This window comes from Clostridium ljungdahlii (assembly GCF_001636845.1).
Taxonomy (GTDB): domain Bacteria; phylum Bacillota; class Clostridia; order Clostridiales; family Clostridiaceae; genus Clostridium_B; species Clostridium_B ljungdahlii_A.
This window is the reverse complement of the sequence record NZ_LITT01000002.1, coordinates 66203-83729: the sequence shown is the minus strand read 5'-3', so window position 1 is coordinate 83729 and position 17527 is coordinate 66203. Positions and strand designations below refer to the sequence as shown.

Annotated in this window: 17 protein-coding genes and 1 riboswitch; of the genes, 2 read left to right on the top strand and 15 right to left on the bottom strand. The window is 30.7% G+C overall.

Annotation, left to right across the window (positions count from 1 at the left end; all coding sequences use genetic code 11):
- Positions 1-523: 523 nt before the first annotated feature.
- The 4 genes from WY13_RS01090 to WY13_RS01075 all read right to left on the bottom strand — a co-directional run bounded on the left by WY13_RS01090 (position 524) and on the right by WY13_RS01075 (position 5359).
- On the bottom strand, positions 524-1987 hold the full coding sequence (locus WY13_RS01090) for an amino acid permease (protein ID WP_063553874.1): 1464 nt from the start codon (positions 1985-1987) through the stop codon (positions 524-526).
- A 123-nt stretch (positions 1988-2110) separates the two neighbouring features.
- A riboswitch (Lysine riboswitch) is annotated at positions 2111-2287 on the bottom strand.
- A 111-nt stretch (positions 2288-2398) separates the two neighbouring features.
- Positions 2399-4219, bottom strand: coding sequence for a MutS-related protein (locus tag WY13_RS01085; protein WP_063553873.1), 1821 nt, complete (start codon positions 4217-4219; stop codon positions 2399-2401).
- A 36-nt stretch (positions 4220-4255) separates the two neighbouring features.
- Entirely contained in the window at positions 4256-4687 is a 432-nt protein-coding gene (locus tag WY13_RS01080; RefSeq protein ID WP_063553872.1) for a bacteriohemerythrin, read from the bottom strand.
- 309 nt (positions 4688-4996) lie between these two features.
- Entirely contained in the window at positions 4997-5359 is a 363-nt protein-coding gene (locus tag WY13_RS01075; protein ID WP_063553871.1) for a phage holin family protein, read from the bottom strand.
- 220 nt (positions 5360-5579) lie between these two features.
- Here WY13_RS01075 and WY13_RS01070 point away from each other — a divergent pair, with 220 nt between their 5' ends.
- Positions 5580-5906 (top strand): hypothetical protein, encoded by a 327-nt coding sequence (locus WY13_RS01070; protein ID WP_013238835.1) that lies wholly within the window; start codon positions 5580-5582, stop codon positions 5904-5906.
- Positions 5907-5956: 50 nt separating this feature from the next.
- Here the strand turns inward: WY13_RS01070 and WY13_RS01065 are convergent, their stop codons facing one another.
- Positions 5957-6157, bottom strand: coding sequence for an alpha/beta-type small acid-soluble spore protein (locus WY13_RS01065; RefSeq protein WP_063553870.1), 201 nt, complete (start codon positions 6155-6157; stop codon positions 5957-5959).
- A gap of 246 nt (positions 6158-6403) precedes the next feature.
- Here WY13_RS01065 and WY13_RS01060 point away from each other — a divergent pair, with 246 nt between their 5' ends.
- Positions 6404-7261 (top strand): PHP domain-containing protein, encoded by an 858-nt coding sequence (locus WY13_RS01060; RefSeq protein ID WP_063553869.1) that lies wholly within the window; start codon positions 6404-6406, stop codon positions 7259-7261.
- A 347-nt stretch (positions 7262-7608) separates the two neighbouring features.
- Here the strand turns inward: WY13_RS01060 and WY13_RS01055 are convergent, their stop codons facing one another.
- From WY13_RS01055 to WY13_RS01015, 10 genes are all read right to left on the bottom strand, one after another.
- Positions 7609-9009 (bottom strand): aminopeptidase, encoded by a 1401-nt coding sequence (locus tag WY13_RS01055; protein WP_063553868.1) that lies wholly within the window; start codon positions 9007-9009, stop codon positions 7609-7611.
- Between the two features lie 203 nt (positions 9010-9212).
- On the bottom strand, positions 9213-10154 hold the full coding sequence (locus WY13_RS01050; protein ID WP_063553867.1) for an aminopeptidase: 942 nt from the start codon (positions 10152-10154) through the stop codon (positions 9213-9215).
- A 19-nt stretch (positions 10155-10173) separates the two neighbouring features.
- Positions 10174-10848: an AroM family protein gene (locus WY13_RS01045; protein ID WP_063553866.1), complete on the bottom strand. Its 675-nt coding sequence runs from the start codon at positions 10846-10848 to the stop codon at positions 10174-10176.
- A 16-nt stretch (positions 10849-10864) separates the two neighbouring features.
- On the bottom strand, positions 10865-11797 hold the full coding sequence (locus WY13_RS01040; protein ID WP_063553865.1) for a DUF1177 domain-containing protein: 933 nt from the start codon (positions 11795-11797) through the stop codon (positions 10865-10867).
- A gap of 24 nt (positions 11798-11821) precedes the next feature.
- On the bottom strand, positions 11822-12463 hold the full coding sequence (locus WY13_RS21990) for a DUF917 family protein (protein ID WP_204377936.1): 642 nt from the start codon (positions 12461-12463) through the stop codon (positions 11822-11824).
- Positions 12414-12896: a DUF917 family protein gene (locus WY13_RS21985; protein ID WP_204377935.1), complete on the bottom strand. Its 483-nt coding sequence runs from the start codon at positions 12894-12896 to the stop codon at positions 12414-12416. The genes WY13_RS21990 and WY13_RS21985 overlap by 50 nt, the downstream gene beginning before the upstream one ends.
- 23 nt (positions 12897-12919) lie before the next feature.
- Positions 12920-14518, bottom strand: coding sequence for an OPT/YSL family transporter (locus WY13_RS01030; protein WP_023161749.1), 1599 nt, complete (start codon positions 14516-14518; stop codon positions 12920-12922).
- Between the two features lie 183 nt (positions 14519-14701).
- A complete protein-coding gene (locus tag WY13_RS01025; RefSeq protein WP_063553864.1) occupies positions 14702-15868 on the bottom strand; it encodes a PucR family transcriptional regulator in 1167 nt (388 codons plus the stop codon).
- The gene (locus WY13_RS01020) at positions 15850-16329 is read right to left on the bottom strand and encodes a PucR family transcriptional regulator ligand-binding domain-containing protein (RefSeq protein ID WP_063553863.1); all 480 of its coding nucleotides are present in this window, start codon (positions 16327-16329) and stop codon (positions 15850-15852) included. The genes WY13_RS01025 and WY13_RS01020 overlap by 19 nt, the downstream gene beginning before the upstream one ends.
- Before the next feature lie 33 nt (positions 16330-16362).
- Complete coding sequence (locus WY13_RS01015; protein ID WP_063553862.1) at positions 16363-17301, bottom strand: magnesium transporter CorA family protein; 939 nt, start codon at positions 17299-17301, stop codon at positions 16363-16365.
- Positions 17302-17527: the final 226 nt, after the last annotated feature.

The window sequence follows — 17527 nt, the reverse complement described above, 5'->3', positions numbered from 1 at the left end:
CTTATTAATAAAGCTTTAAGCTTAACTAAATATTTTAGCAGATCTAATTTTAATTTAGAAATACCATACTAGACAAGAACATGATTTTTTCATCATTGCTCTTCTAATTCTACCATAAATTATCCATAATAGTCTAATTTATAAAAAATATATATAATAAGATAAACTCATCAAATTTGTATATTAAAGATATCATCTTTATTATTTTCCTCAACTTTTGCATAAAAATACACTAATATAAACAGAGTTCTCGGCATCAGATGGAGTTTTGACTCCACCTGATGCCTATTAACAACCTTCTAAGTGCTTCAGCACTTAGAAGGCGTTATCCTTTAGGAAAAATCGTTATCCAGGGACATAGCTGCTAGTAACGTACACTTGGAGAAAGCAAATATCCCAAATCTTTGATTTGGTGATAGTCACCTTCGCCATGTGCGTGGGAGTATTAGATCAGATAGTCATCGGATAAAATATAAAAAAGTTTCCAGAAAGGTAAACTTCCTAGAAACTTTTTGTCAAAATATTACTTCATATTTTCTACTTCTTTTTCAATACTATTAAAATCTACATCCTCTAATTTAATAACTTTTGTACTGTACCTTTTTTTATACCATACCCACAGTCCTAAGAATAAAGGCAGTCCTATATATGAAGAAATAACTCCACCCCAATCTATTTTAGCTTCTCCAAAATAAGTAATACCTTGACCCAAGATAACCACAATGCAAAGTACAAGTGCTATAATCGGGCCCAGTGGAAATAATTTAGCTTTATATTTTAATTTACTAAAATCACGTTTTTGAAAAACATAAGCCTTTCTAAAGCGGTAATGGCAAAGTGCTATTCCAACCCAGGCTACAAATCCTGCTAGTCCTGAAGCTGCTACCAGCCATACATACACTGTAGTTTCTGCATAAAAGCCAGTTAAAAAACAAGCAGATGCCACTATAGTAGTAAGTATAAGTGAATTTACTGGTACTCCCCTTGAATTAACTTTTGCAAAACATGCTGGTGCATCTTTTGCTTTAGCCATAGAATATAACATTCTTGTTGAAGCATACATTCCAGAATTCCCTGCAGATAGAACTGAGGTTAAAACAACCGCATTCATAAGAGAAGCTGCTCCTGCTATACCTGCCTTTTGAAATACCAGAGTAAAAGGACTTGTATCAACTCCTGCATTCATATAAGGTATAAGAGCTCCTACTACAAATATTGTACCTATATAAAATAATATTATTCTCCAAAATACAGCATTAATTGCCTTTGGTATAGTTTTTTCTGGATTTTCACTTTCTCCTGCTGCTATACCTATAAGCTCTGTACCTTGAAAAGAAAATCCTGCAATTAAGAAAACTAAAAATATAGATTTAAAACCACCTACAAAAGGTGCATCTCCTACTGTAAAGTTTTTAAATCCTACAGGTTTTCCATTAAATATTCCACAAATAGTTGCCACACCTACAATTAAAAATACGATAACTGTAAAAACCTTAATACCTGCAAACCAAAATTCTGATTCTCCGTAGGCTTTTGCAGACAATAAATTAAGTCCAACTATAAGTACTAAAAAACATACGCTCCATATAATAGATGGTACACTCGGAAACCAAAATTTCATTATCAAGGCCCCTGCTACCATTTCTGTTGCAACAGTTATAGCCCAATTGTACCAATAGTTCCATCCAAGTGCAAACCCCAGTGCCGGATCTACAAACTTAGTGGCATATGTACTAAAGGAACCTGAATCAGGCATGTACGTTGCCATTTCTCCTAAACTTGTCATTAAAAAATAAACCATAACTCCTATACAGCCATAAGCCACAAGTGCGCCTCCAGGACCCGCCTGTTTAATCGTAGCTCCTAGAGCTAAAAATAACCCTGTTCCTATAGCTCCGCCCAAAGCAATCATATTTAAATGCCTGGCTTTAAGACCTCTTTTAAGTTCATAGGTCCCCTCTTGTTTTTGTTCTGCAACACTTTGCATTTTTTTCCCCCCTTATCGGTTTTTAATCTCCGATAAGTGATATAACTAAGACGGACATAAGGTGATCATAAAAATAACCTTGAGAGTACACTCAAGGTTATATAAAGACATATTAATCCTATAACGAATGATAGCTCTCCACAAATTAACCTTGTGACAGTTTTACATATATTTTATGTAAACCCAATTACTTAACATTAAAGCATCTGCTAAATAACTTCGGCAAAATTTCCTTTCAAGTTGTATCACAGTGCTTAACTCCTCAACTCTACTCTTAAATTCTGCACCTCTACCTCAGTTATTCACTTATATTAATATATTATGAACTAAAATTTTAAGTTAGTCAATAGATTTTGCACTCTAAAGTATATTTTGTAAAAATATTATTGAATATGCAAAAAATATATCAAATTAATTATACGGTACATTAATTCCTGCCATTTTCATAAGATACAGAGCATTTCTTGTTTTCGATGCACCTCTATGTAATTTATAATCAAACTGTATTTTATTATCTTTATAATATTCTCTGAAATGGTAATTTTTTACTCTTTCATTGCTTTCACTCTCTATATCACATAATTCCAAATCATGAGTTGATACCATACCACAGGTATTAGAATCCATCAATTCATTTATAAGTATCTTGGCTCCAGTGTGCCTATCTATAGAATTAGTACCTTTAAATATTTCATCTAATAAGAAAAAAATATTTTCTCCTCTATTAGCAGCTTCTACAATAGATTTTATTCTCAAAATTTCTCCATAAAAAGAAGATATATTTTTTTCTAAATTGTCACTTATTCGCATACAGGTGTAAATACTCATTATAGAACAACAAAATGATTTTGCACGAACCGGTGCCCCCGAATAAGCGAGTACTAAATTTATACCTGCTGTTCTTAAAAAAGTACTTTTCCCCGACATATTTGATCCTGTAATAAGTGCTACTTTGGAATTTTTGTCCAAATTCAGATTATTACAAACCGCCTTATCACCTAAAAGAGGATGTGCCATGGAATCTGCTTTTAAAACTAAGGATTTATCCAAAATTTCAGGCATTGTCCAACTTGAATGGTCGAATGCTATAACTGCAAGACTACTCAACATTTCAAATTTTCCAACAGTTTCAATCCAGCCATAAAGCTCACTGCCATTTTGTTCCCTCCACTTTTCAAAGGCAAACATACATTGATAATCCCAAAGGAAAAATATATTAAGTACTATATATGCAATGTTCTGGCGCTGAGATATGCTCTCTGATATCTTTTTTAGCTTATATATTTCTTCTGCTGCATTTTTTAATTTTCCATTTTGTTTTTTAAATAGCATACTTTTTAAGTCATTTAAGTAATCACACTGAAATTCTTCTTTGCATATTAAGGATATAGTTTTTTCATAAGATCTTATATTACTTTTTAAATTGAAAACCGTGTTTAAAGTACTAAATCTGTTTTTAGCCCCTGGTAAAAGTAAAATTATTTGAACTACAAGTGCTGCATACCCTATAGAATTATTAAAAAAGTGAAATACAAAACTCATAAACAAAAGCATTATAGTTACAATAGGAATTATTTTAAATACAACTATAATGTATTTATTTCTGTACGTTGAATGCTTAATTGAAACTATTCCTTTAAGCTTTGAAACACTCTCTACATCATCTTCTATGGAGGAACTCTGTGCTTCTAGATGCTGTCTCCACTTTAATTTGCGAGACAATTCCAAAACTGCACTTTGTCTTTTTTCTATATCTTTAGAATCTCCTAAAGGTGATGACAGCACATTTTTTAAGTTTTCCTTTCCAAGATAAGTATTACAGCAATTAATACATTGAAATAATGAGTTTTCACCAAATATATCAAGATCCCAGGAATAATTATGCTCTACATCCTTAAAATTTTCTCCTTTTTCGTTAAATTCTTTCCAATCACCAACTATTCTTTTTAGCGAATTACAATTTATTTTTACTAGTTTTTTTGTAAAATCTGTATTTTGTTTTAACTTTTCATGGATTCTTACAGTAAGTACAAACAATATAGCTGAAACCAGGAAAATACTTAAACTCATATAGTGATAGTTTTTAATATAAAGACCTACTATAAAGATTATTCCTAGCAAAAATATTAAAAAACGTAACCTACTCATACGTACTGCAGTAAAACTTTGCCTTTTCACAAGATGGTCGTAATGTTTTTTTCTTCTGCAGTAGATTTTTTCAATTTCCTTCAAGTATATTTCTCCTCTTTTCTCACTACATCTATGTTTTTATTTCCTATTTTTCAGTCTATTCAATTTTAGCTCATCAAAATAATCTTTTATCTTCAGATCCATGCCTAATATATGACTTGATATCCAATTGTACACAAAATCCAAAATATCCAAAATTGATTTTTGTGTATCTTCATCTATTTCATCTAAATCCAAGCTCTCTATTTTTTCTATAAACTTATCATGCACTCGTTTTTGTTCCAAATAACCTGGATAGTCATACATTTGCATAATCTTTTCTTCATCCTCAAAGTGATAAACAGTATACTCTTTTAGATCATCAATTAAATTCAAAATATCACCAAAATAGTCAACGTGATTTTCATTAACAGCTAACTCATATATAGACTGTCCTATTTCAAATAACTTTTGATGCTCATCATCTATTCTCTTAATTCCACAAGCATATTCATCTTTCCATTCAAACATAGTATACTTCCTTTCTAAATATTTTATTGTAAAATTTTATCTAATGGCTGCCTACTGTAACACTCCCACGCACACAGCGAAAGCGACTATCACCAAATCAAAGATTTGGTATATCTGCTTTTCCCACTAAGTAAGATTCATTGATAAATAAGTTTAATTTCTATAACTTACTAATTACACTGCTTCTGTACATATTATAACAAAATTTAAATTAGTAAACTACTACTAATTTAAAAAACCGCCGGAATAACACCGGCGGCGTAAAGAAAATAAAAGATTATTCACTTATTGAATCTGTAGGAAATATTTTTACATAACCCTTCCTGGAATTATGGCATCTAATATTCCAATAACTATTGCTGCCAAAATAGCTCCTACTATGGTAACTCTCATATATGGAACTAAAAATTGAGTTAAATATAATATTACAGCTGCAATTACAAAACCTTTTACTCCCTTTCCAAAAGGAGAAGCATCTATATTCATAAATCTTTCCACTAAATAATCTATTAAACTTATTACAACTGCTGCAACTACATATGACCATAATCCTGATATCTTGAAACCAGGTGTTAAAAATGAAGTTATTGCCAGTACAACTACCGTTAAAACAAATCTTAATATATAACCTCCTAATGTAGATCTTTCAGGTTGTTTATTTGTATCACCCATGGAAGTCACTCCTTTTTCAATAAAATATTTATTCACTTATATTTTTACCTAAAACATAAAAAATATTTAAGAATAAAAAATTTTTTAAATAGAAGTTATAACTATTTTATTTTAGCTAAAACTAAATTTAAAATGAATATTGACAAAATTTAAGAAAAAAGGTATAAGTAATATTGTCTGTATAGTAAATACTTATAAATTACTAAAAAGGAGTGTAACAATGAAAACATTTCAAACTCTTATTGATGAAACTTTACAAGCCAAAGATTTAGATGAGTTAGAATCCGCTGCAGATCTATTTCAATTTGGTATAGAAAAAGGATATTATAATCAAAGACAGTCAAATGAATTTAACACTACATACTGGAAAATAAAAAATAAATATTTGGCTTATGAAATTGCAAATGAGATAAAATACAGTAAACTGGACATTTTAACTATAGTTATTAATGCACCAGTGAATATAAAAGACAATAAGTCGGAACTTTTAAGCTATGTAAATGGTCGTATAAAAGCACTTAGAGGTAAAATATCCGGAATAAAATAGTGCAAAAGCCAGATGGAACTATCATCTGGCTTTTACCTATACTCAATATCTTATTTTAAGCCCTGTTCATAGGCCTGAATCATCTTTTTAACCATGTTTCCACCTACGGAACCTGCTTCTCTAGAGGTAAGATCTCCATTATAACCTTCTTTTAAATCTACTCCTACTTCTCTAGCTGATTCCATTTTAAATTTATCTAAAGCATCTTTAGCTTGTGGAACTAAGACTCTGTTTCCTCTACTGTTTGCCATAATTGTTCCCCTCCTCATTTTTAAATTATTTGTTTTGTATTACATTATCAGTTTGCTCCATATAAAAATTATTACTCTATAAAATTAAATGAAAATATACTATATTATAGGGTATTTAGAAACTTTTATAAGCGAAAATTTTTCTCTACTATACTATGAAAAGCCTTAAATTTAAAGCTTATTGAAACTTTTCATGATTAAAGTAGTATAATAAATATAAGTTAATTTTAAAAGTAGGTGATTTTGTTGTATAAAAAAGGGGACTTTCACTTACATACTACTGCCTCGGATGGTAACTTATTTCCGTCAAAACTAGTATGCATGGCAAAACGAGAAGGTGTTGATATTATTGCAATAACAGACCATGACACCTTATCTGGTATAGATGAAGCTTTAAAAGAAGGAGAAAAAATAGGTATCAAAGTTATTCCTGGAATAGAACTATCTACCTTGTATGAAAATAAAAGCGTTCACATACTAGGGTATTTTAAAGATATCTCTCATATATCTCCAAAGTTTAAAGACTTTCTAAAAGAAATGAACTTATACAGAATAAACAGAGCAAAAAAAATAGTAAATAATTTATATAAATTTTTCAATATAAAACTTGATTTTGACAGCATATTAAAGATAGCTAATGGAGTTGTAGCAAGACCCCATATAGCAAAAGCCATAATAAATGCAGGTTATAATTACAGTTTTGATTACATATTTTCAAATTTTATAGGAGATTCTAGTCCTGCCTACGTTCCAAACAAAAAACTTTCTACAACAGAAGGAATAAAAATGCTTACATCTTTAAATGCTATGGTTGTACTTGCCCACCCTATACTTGTAAAAGATATAAATATAGAAGATTTAATTAAACTTCCATTTCATGGTATAGAAGCTATTTATCCTGCTAATAAAGTTCGTGATACAGAGAGATTCATAAAGTATGCTAAAAAGTATAAAAAAATCATAACTGCAGGATCTGATTTCCATTCTACAAACAAAAAAAGTTTAAAGCACGGTCATACTATAGGTGAAGTTTATTTAGAGGAAAATCAAATAAATGATTTCTTAAGCAAACTTAAAAGTTTATCTGATGGCTACCTACTGTAACACTCCCACACACACAGCGAAAGCGACTATCACCAAATCAAAGATTTGGAATATCTGCTTGCACACAGCGAAAGCGACTATGCCAAATCAAAGATTTGGAATATCTGCTTGCACACAGCGAAAGCGACTATGCCAAATCAAAGATTTGGAATATCTGCTTTTCCCACTAAGTAAGATTCATTGATAGCTTTAAAAATAATCTACAATGGGGCTGTTGTAATAGTAATTTTTAGATTGCTTAACAACATCCCCTTCTATAGATAAATGTGCTTAAAAGCATGTATACATGTTAAAATGGCTGCTATACTAATTAATTAGTACAACACAACTCCTCCACAGGTCATTTCTTATATCTCTTTTAGAAATGCAACGTATCCTTTTACAGCTTCATATATATCTGCTTTACTTGCTACTTCCCAAGGTGCATGCATATTGTGAAGTGCTATTCCACAATCTATAACTTGCATATTGTATTCCGCCAGTATATAAGCTATAGTTCCACCACCGCCCTGGTCTACCTTGCCAAGTTCTGCGGTTTGCCAGGATACATCGTTTTTATCCATTATATTTCTTATTTCAGCTATATATTCTGGATTCGCATCATTACAACCTGATTTTCCTCTTGCACCAGTATACTTGTTAAATACTACTCCTTTTCCAAAATATGCTGCATTATTTTTATCCATTACAGAAGGATAATTTGGATCAAAGGCAGCGCTTACGTCAGAAGACAGCATTTTCGAATTCGTTAAAGCTCTTCTAAGTTTTAAATCACTGTATTCTTCGCATAGTGACATTACTTCAGCTACTATATTTTCAAAAAATCTTGATTGCATTCCTGTAGCTCCTACACTTCCTATTTCTTCTTTATCTACTAAAAGAGTGACACAGGTCTTGTTTGGATTTTCTATTTTCATCATGGCATCAAAAGAAGTATAGGAACATATTTTATCATCATGGCCATAAGCCATAACCATACTACTGTCAAGTCCAAAATCTCTAGCAGGTCCTGCTGGAACTACTTCTAATTCTGCAGATACAAAATCCTCTTCTTCTATTCCATATTTGTCGTTTAAAATTCTTAATATATTCTTTTTTACTCTATTTTTAGCTTCTTTGTCCTCTATTGGAATACTTCCAATTAGAACATTTAAATCTTCTCCTTCTACAACTTTATTTCCTTTCTTATCCATCTGGTCTCCTGCAAGATGTACAAGTAAGTCAGATACTCCAACTACAGGATCTCCATCCTTTTCTCCTATTACTACTTCTACCTTAGTTCCGTCTTTTTTTATAACTACACCATGAATGGCAAGTGGAAGGGTAACCCACTGATATTTCTTTATACCTCCATAATAATGGGTGTCAAACAATGCAAGGTCAGTATCCTCATAAAGAGGATTTTGCTTCAAATCAAGCCTTGGGGAGTCTATATGGGCTCCAAGTATCCTCATACCTTTTTCCATATCTTCAGTACCTAGTACAAAAAGAGCTAAATTTTTATCCTTATTATTAGCATAAACCTTATCTCCTGATTTTAAAGTGGATTTTGCATTCATTATATCCTCTATATTTTTATATCCGTTTTTTTCAGCTCTCAATATAAATTCTTTCACACATTCTCTCTCTGTCTTGCATTTAGACATAAATTTTTCATACTCATCTGAAATTTTAAAGAGTATTTTAAAATCTTTTTTTGAATATTTGTCCCATGCATATTTATATTCCTTAGTTAAATTTTTTGACATTTTATCTCTCCTCTTCTATATTAATGTTATCATATTAACAGATAAATGTTATACTTCACTTTATTAACAATTATATTTTATCACAAAATACACCAATATATTAATATTTATATTTTCTTATCTCCACCATAAAAATTCATTTATAAAAAAAGATTTAGCACTAAATAAATTTTAGTACTAAATCTTTCTTTATATATTCTAACTTATACTAGGAATTTCCCCCTATCAATCACATGGACATTATCTAAATATAAATCCGGATTTAAAATAACACCATCAATATGACAATCTGCTTTTACTGTTCCTCCAAAAGATATATTTGTACCAAAAGCAATATGTACTGTTCCATAAATTTTTTCATCTTCTAATATAACTCCTGTAACTTTAGCCTCAGGATTTGTTCCAATTCCCAATTCACAAAGACTTGAATTTCTTTCATTATAAAGAAGTATATTTAGCTTATCTGCATCTTTGCCTTTTATTTCTTTTAATTTTCCATCTTTAATTTTCAAATAAAGAGGTTCCGAAACTTTTCCCACTCCAACCATACTGCCATCAACTATCATCTCGCCTTCTGCAGTTTCCTCTACAGGAGCTATATATGCTTCTCCTGAAGGTAGGTTACCAGAAGTACTTCTTTTCCTATAAACTCCTGTGCTCGGTACACCATTCCTATTGTTCAAACTCATAGTTAACACATGACCATCTTTAATTATTTTGGCAGTTTTAGCTTTAGTTAGTAAGTCAGTTATTTTTATTGTGAGTTTTTCCACTTCATTATAATCTGCCTTTATAGGTCCCTCGGAAAACATATTTTCAGTTATCCCCGGCATGGTTGCAACTCTCGCACCATTCTTAACCGCATTGATCTTTGCATTGGTATGAGTTATAGAAGCTTTAGTTGCACATATTACAACATCAGCTGATTTCATAGCTTGAGAAATACATTTAGGAGGTTCTTGTCCACTTACTTCTCCAGATTTCATAAGTGCAAGTACAGCTTCTCCTCCCATTTTCTGCGCTTCCTTATATAAAGCCTGTCCTATATTTAACTTGGTTTCATCCGTAACAATCAATACATTCTCATCTTTTTTTAAACCAAGGCATTTGTCTAATACTATTTTACTTCCCTTTTCTAAATCCAAAATACATCTCTCCTAACTGTCAGTCTAACATTTCTTTTATGATTCTTCCAATAAGAGTTCTTGGTAGTATAACTGGTTTGCCAGTTATATCTCTCACCATATTTTTCATTTTTAAATTGTATCCTATACAATCCATAACAATTACATCCACATTTTTTTCTTTCATATCAAGAGCTGCTTTTTTAATTTTTTCTATACTTTCATAGGGAGAAGCAGCTATTACTTCTATATCTTTCCCACTTTCAGACCATTTATCATAAGTCTGCCTTATCTGATTACAAAGGGGAGTAAATACTCCTATCTTATTGCTGCTTGCAAGATTAGGTACTACAGAGTGTAAAATGGTTTGAGGATATATAAGTAATCTATTTGATTTAAATACAGGCGGAAAACATCCTGTACATATAAATACAATGATCTCTACACCGCTATTTTCTAATTTTTCAATACATTTTTGAAGTCTTAGCAATATATTTCTTTCTGCAAATTTAACTGAAGTTCCATCCTGCAGCCTTGACACTAAAATATAGTCATTATCTTCTATTTTAAATGATTCTATTTCGCCCCTTGTCAAACCATCAAGAGCTCCTGTCTCTACTATTTCTATATTATCACCAAGAACACTTTTTATTTCAGGAACTACGTCTACCCTAGGGGATTGTCCTATAGTTATAGTACCAATTTTTTTCTTCATAAATATAACACCCCTTTTACTTTCCAAGAGTTTGTATGTGTTTCATTGATCCGTATTTTTTCTTTATCAATTCAAATTCCTCTTCATCATAGAAACTACAATCTTTTTTCCCATAAGCTTTTGCAACTTCTATAGAAAACCTAGCTGCCTCTTCCATATCTTGAAAGTGACTAGCTCCTGTTGCACATCCCGGAATGGATACCTCCGTTGTTATAGCTACTCCAATTACTGGTGAATCGGTAGCTGTTGATGGCTGCAGTATACTATTTAAATGATATAATCCATTTCCATAAGGCGTAATATCTTGAGTTGACAGTGCAAATACATAAGGCAGTTTTCCTGTAGTAATCTGCATAATACTTATAATATCGCTGCTAACTTTCAGTATATATCCTTCCTTAACTGTTGGTGAAATAGCAAACCCTCTAGTATTTATTATGTTATTTCCCTTTGTAGTGTCTATGGATAATATAGCATCTAATTCATCATCTACCTCAGCTTTATTTACTACAGACATTTCCACTGGAGACCCCATAAAAGGAACTGGCTTGTGAGGCTGTGTAGGAGCGTTTGGACAAATATGTGTACATACTACTACATCACCTTCCAAGTAATCTCCCTTATTTTGCATATCCAAAATTCTTGCTGCAGCAGCTAAAGCTGTTAAGGCACCATCTGCATCAGAAACCATTCCTGTAAGTTCAGGTCTTGCACCTATTCCTCCAAGTCTACCTAAAATACCTATAGTTGGTGCATCCATCCCTTTTGATTTACCTTTTAAACCTGGTATCCTAATTTTTATAAAATCAGTAGATCCCTCATCTCCTTGAATTTTTTTAACAGTTATATCTTTTCCACCATAAGATTCCAAATATTTTTTTACCATATTGCCATTTACATCTGCCCTATCTACAATGTCATTTACTTCTAAAATTTGTTTTAGTAACATAATTTATTCCTCCCTGAATATAAACTATATGTAATTTAAAATATCTTTATTTATAATTTTTCCTGCTTGTTCAAGTAGACTTTTATCCTTCATTCCACTTCCAAGCTTTAAGTTTTTCTTACTTGTCTTCATAATTTTAACAACCTGATTTTGTTTAATTTCAACACTAGTTACAGGCATTCCAGTTATACTATCAAAAGTCATTATAAGATCCGGAAAAGTTGCAAGTCTCTCACCATTTTTCTCAAGAGTCATGTATTCATTCCAAAATGTAATTTCATAATCTTTAACTTTAACTACCCCAACGTCAAATCCACCTGTAGTATTCAAGATAATTTCATCCACTTTTCCTTCTATAACTACTTCTCCTTTTAAAAATTCTGCAGCACTCTCTGGAGCACTTTCTACATTTTGCTTTAAACCTTTATAAAATACCCTACCAGTTTCAATAGCATGAGATACTCCGTCTAATGCTCCATTCTTTTTTACATAACCTGCTGTTACAGAATTTCTAGCTACACAAACAAGACCTCCTGCAAATATAGAAGCTTGCCTTACCATACTAGAAGCATTTCCTATAGATCCTCTGATAAATGTTTCTAAATACTTATTTATTTCAGGATTCCCCCCCCACTGCAGCCTGACAGGAAACATATCCTTCCACATTATTTAAATTCATACTTCCCATAACACCTGTAGGATGAGCTCTTCCATTACAAGGTGCATCAATAAAAGGTATATCTAAAGCAGCAGCTTCTGTCCATCCATTCATGGTAGAAGCGCCGCCATTTTCATTTGTTATTATTCCACCTATTTTTATACCTGTATTTTCCTCAAATAACTTTATAGTTCTTATATGATATTCTGGCAGTACATATTGAAGACTAGCAGCAGGAGCTCCAACTGCTGAAGCTGTAATTATAATTGTATCTTCAGTAATGTCATTTATATCAATCAATTCGAGATTGCCATATTTTAAAGCTGCCTTTCCTGACTCCATTCCTAATTTTCTAGAACCTCCTCCGCCGCCTCCTAGTATGCATCCTCCAAAAACAGCATAATTTAAAATTTCTTCATCAATTTTTATCTTCCTAGCCACAATAAATACCCCCTATTTAAGCCTTATTTGCCTACTTTAAAAATAGATCCAAAGAAACTAAACAGTGCATCACCTGCAATTACACCACCTGCAAAAATACTCATAGGTGTTTCTGCTTCTTTTCCTTTTATTTTTATACAAACAACTCTAATTAGGATTCCCACTAAAACAGCCCAGCAAGCATTAGGTGATGTAATGAGAAGACCTGTTGCAAATAATACACCAAGCTGACGACTTGAACCACCAATGAACTGAAGTATAATTCCTGGAATCATCCATATGAGAAGTTGTTTTGCAACTTCCGCAGAAGCACCAGCTTTAATTGTGGAAATATACACTTTATCTATTGGAGGAACAAGGCTTTGACCAAAATAGCTCCTGTAACTTATAAATACAATTATCATTGCAATTGCAAAGGCAACTATAGCTGCAATATATTGATGTTTTCTTCCTTCCAATTCAAATTTATCATCTTTATCATTTCCTCGAAGTATATAACCTGATTTAAGGTCATATCCCATATCTGCAAATGCAGGACCTGTAGCTGCACTAAATCCTGCAAGTAGTGCAAGTGCTATAGGTGGAAATCCAATAAGCATTCCAACTATTAATGTAATAAAAGCAATAGCAAAAGCAGGAAACCATCCAGAGTGCATTGCTGCAATACCTACAAGTAGCTCATGAACGAAAGCTGCTACTGCTGCATATAAAACGAAGCCAATAAGCATTCCTGTAGACATTTTTGTAATAAGTCCACAGACAATGGCAATACCAGATGCAATAAACACATAAATTGCATATCCAAGAAGCAAAGTTCTTTTTACCCTACCTGTAGAACGCGTATATTTTACATCCGCACCTTTATTTTCAAGCTTGGTTTCTTTCTGTTTAATGAAAATCACCTTAAATATTTGACAAATAGCAACAAATCCTGCACCTATCATGATACCATGTGGTATATAAAGTTTATTTACATTTATTCCAAATAAACTCATTGAGTATTGATTAATTAAAAGCCCCACTCCAAACATAAATAGAGCCCATATATTACCTATAAATGCAATACCAAAAGCGGACATTGGAATATGTAAGAAAGATCCAATTACACCAACTGTAGTTCCTATACCTAAAATACCTGCCCTTTTGCCACCTTTATCCCCTGCCAAAATTGACTGAGCTGTAGCAACTCCAGGAGGCCATGCCCCAGTTCCTGGAAAAATTTCAGAATCAAATACATTATATAAGATAGTGGCATCAACGATCATAGCAAAACTAACTCCTATAAGCATTGGTAATACCAGATCACTTCTTCCAATTAAAAATGGAATTCCAATTGGTATCATCAAACTATTTGCTGCTCCAAAGGTAGCAGAAGATATAGACGTTTGAACAATATTTTGTCTATGTATAGATCTAAATTTTTGCAATATACTTAAAGGTATTCTTGATATAAGCATTGCAATGAGTGCACCTATTATAGAAGTATTGGGAGTAACTCCTAGTGTAGTTATAAGTTGCATACCTATTATGGCTCCAAGTACAGCACAAAAAATATTAACTATAAATGCAACGGGTTCAAACATAGAAGGATGACTTTTTTCATTTTCTAACTCATTCATCATAATCATATTTCTCCTTTCATTTTTAGTATTAAATAGTATAATATGAATTATAAATATTTTTCAGAAAATATGATATGCTGCAATTTCATAAAATAAAAGTTGTATGTTTATGACTAATCATAAACATACAACTTTTATTTACATATCCACTATTTTGAATGAATTAATAATTTCAAAATCAAATTAAAATGATGAATTGTTGTAATTTATCATTTTGTAAAGTTTTATTCCCATTTGCAGAGCAAAAATCCCTTCAGAATTATGTAGAGAATATCCCGTTAAATCCTCTATTTTGCTTAACCTATATCTCAATGTCTCAGGGTGAATATGTAATTCTTTAGAAACTACTTTTTTATTCATATTAAATTTAAAATATGTATTTAATGTTTTTACAAGTTCACTCTTGTTTTCACTATCATATTTTTTAATACTTCCTAATGTTTTATTACAATATTCTGAAGTTTGCATATTTCCCTTTAATGTATATAATAATTTTATAGTATCTAAAGAATCATAATAGAGTGTCTCTTTCTCTTTATTGAATAAGGAAGTTATATAACATTCATTGTACATTTTAGGTATATCTTTTATATCATCATATATTCTCGATGCTGAAAAAGATGCACTTACACTCTTATCATATTTATTAAGAAATATACACACTTTATCTACTATATCCTTTAAATTAACATCTCCATCCATAGGAAAAAATATAAATATCTTATTTGCATCTTCTGTAATAAAAAAACCTTGTCCATTAAAAATTCTTCCAATTAAACCACAAATTTGTTCAATGAGCTTCTGATTCTTCGTATAAATGTCTATACAAACACCAATAAAGCTTTTTTTATTATTCCATTTGTAATTATTTCTTATATTTAAATAAAACTTGTCTGGCAAAGATTTACTGTTTAAAATTATATTAGTTATAACCTTATTTAAGTTAACTGCATTTAATGGTTCATTTTTTTCTTTTTCTAATTTTAATTCCAAAATTCTTTTACCATTTTCAATAACATCCGTATATAAACTTTTATATAGTAACTCACTTATAACATACATGTATCCAATTATGTCATCTTTACAGCTCAATTTGTACATATATATTTTATAATCACCATATTCATTGACATAAGGCTCATTTAAAAATAATTCAATGTTATGAAATAACTTATTTCCTTCAAATATTTTTTTACATACATTTTTATGGCCACTAATTATATTTTTACAAATTACATTTGAGATGGTATCCATAATTATTATACTAAAATTTGTTAATTCTGATAAAGCATTTACGGTATCAGGCACATTTTTATTTTCAAGTATAAGTCTTAAAAGTTTATCATGCATTTTTTGTGATTCATAAATGTAACTATTTTTTTATACATTAGTGCATTATAAAAACTTGTAAGTGCCTTAGTATATATAAAATTATAAGGCAGCATTATAAGAGGTACCCCATGTTCATTTGCCTGATCTATCATTCTCTGTGGTATATAGTTTATATATCTTTTTTCCTTAATAGCAATTGCAGAAACATTTTGTTTAGATGCCCTGTATATAACATTTTCTAAAGCACCTTTATCATCTTTAAATGCATAACCTGTACTGAGCAGAAATTCTCCTCCTTCTAACCATTCTATTCCCTCAGGAGTTTCAAGTATAGTAATGTGTTTGCACTCATTTTGAAGTTTCATTTTCCCCGCTATAACCTTACTGCCCTTGAATATAGGTATTTTCAATACTTCCCTTACTGATAAACTAGTTCTTAAATTTACTTTATCTATATCCAATTTTGACTCATCTTTCATTAGTATTCATCTCCTATACCTTATAAATTTATATTAAAACCACTTTTTCCTCTTAAATATACATATAAGAATAACTGCCACAAGAAACATAATTATTACTACATAATGACATCCATTTTCTATCTCCATAAATGGTATTCCTTTTAGGTTCATACCATAGATACTACTTATGAGATCTAATGGTAAAAATATAGTAGCTATTACAGTAAAAACTTTCATGAGTTCATTGGTTTTATTCGCAGTTTCAGATTCAAAAGCTTCCCTCACTAAAGCTAGATCTTGAACTAAACTTTCAATACAAAACATAAGTTTTTCTATTTTTCTATTTAAATTGCTAAAGTATTCTAAGGTATCTTTTTCTATTACCAGATTGTCATTCATAACCAAGCTATCTCCTATGTATATAAGTGGATTTAAATATTTTCTTATTTTATAAACTTGTCTTCTCAGGGTTATAAGACTATCTATCTGATCATGTTTTGGATTTTTTAAAACATCTATTTCAATTTTATCTGCTTTAACCTCTAGTGCGGATATTATATCATAGTTTTTTATAACTATTCTGTCTAAAATATAGTAAAGTAATATAGATGCCCTCGGATTGTCCTTTAGTAAAAAGCAATTTTTGGAGTCATATATATCTTGTATTAGATCATCTAATATATCAATCTTATCTTTGTATACAGTTATTATATAATTTCTACTTAAAAATACATTCAATTCTCTAGGAATTACTATTTCTTCTACATAATTGAGTACATTAAGTATTATAAAGAGATACCCATTGAAAAAGTTTATTTTTGATACTTGTGAAAAACTTTTACATTCCTCCATACTATCTCTATCTATGTCTACAAAATCCTTTAACTTTTCAATTTCATCTGCATGAAGTAATATCCAATAATGGCTGCTTATAAAATCAATTTCTTCCGTAACTTCTTGAAAACCATTATCTATATCAAGTATTTTCATAAAAACACCACCAATGTAAACATAAAAATAAGTTCATTCTTATTAGTGTGTTAATTTTAACTAGAAATAATTCATTACTTGACAGATGTAATTTTATGACAAAAACTATAGTATAAAAATACTATAGCAGCAGAATTAAACAAAATAAAAAAAGTATTGTCCATAAACCCTATTAGCAATATAAAGGACGCAATACTTTTAATATCTATCTATGAATATTTTAAAT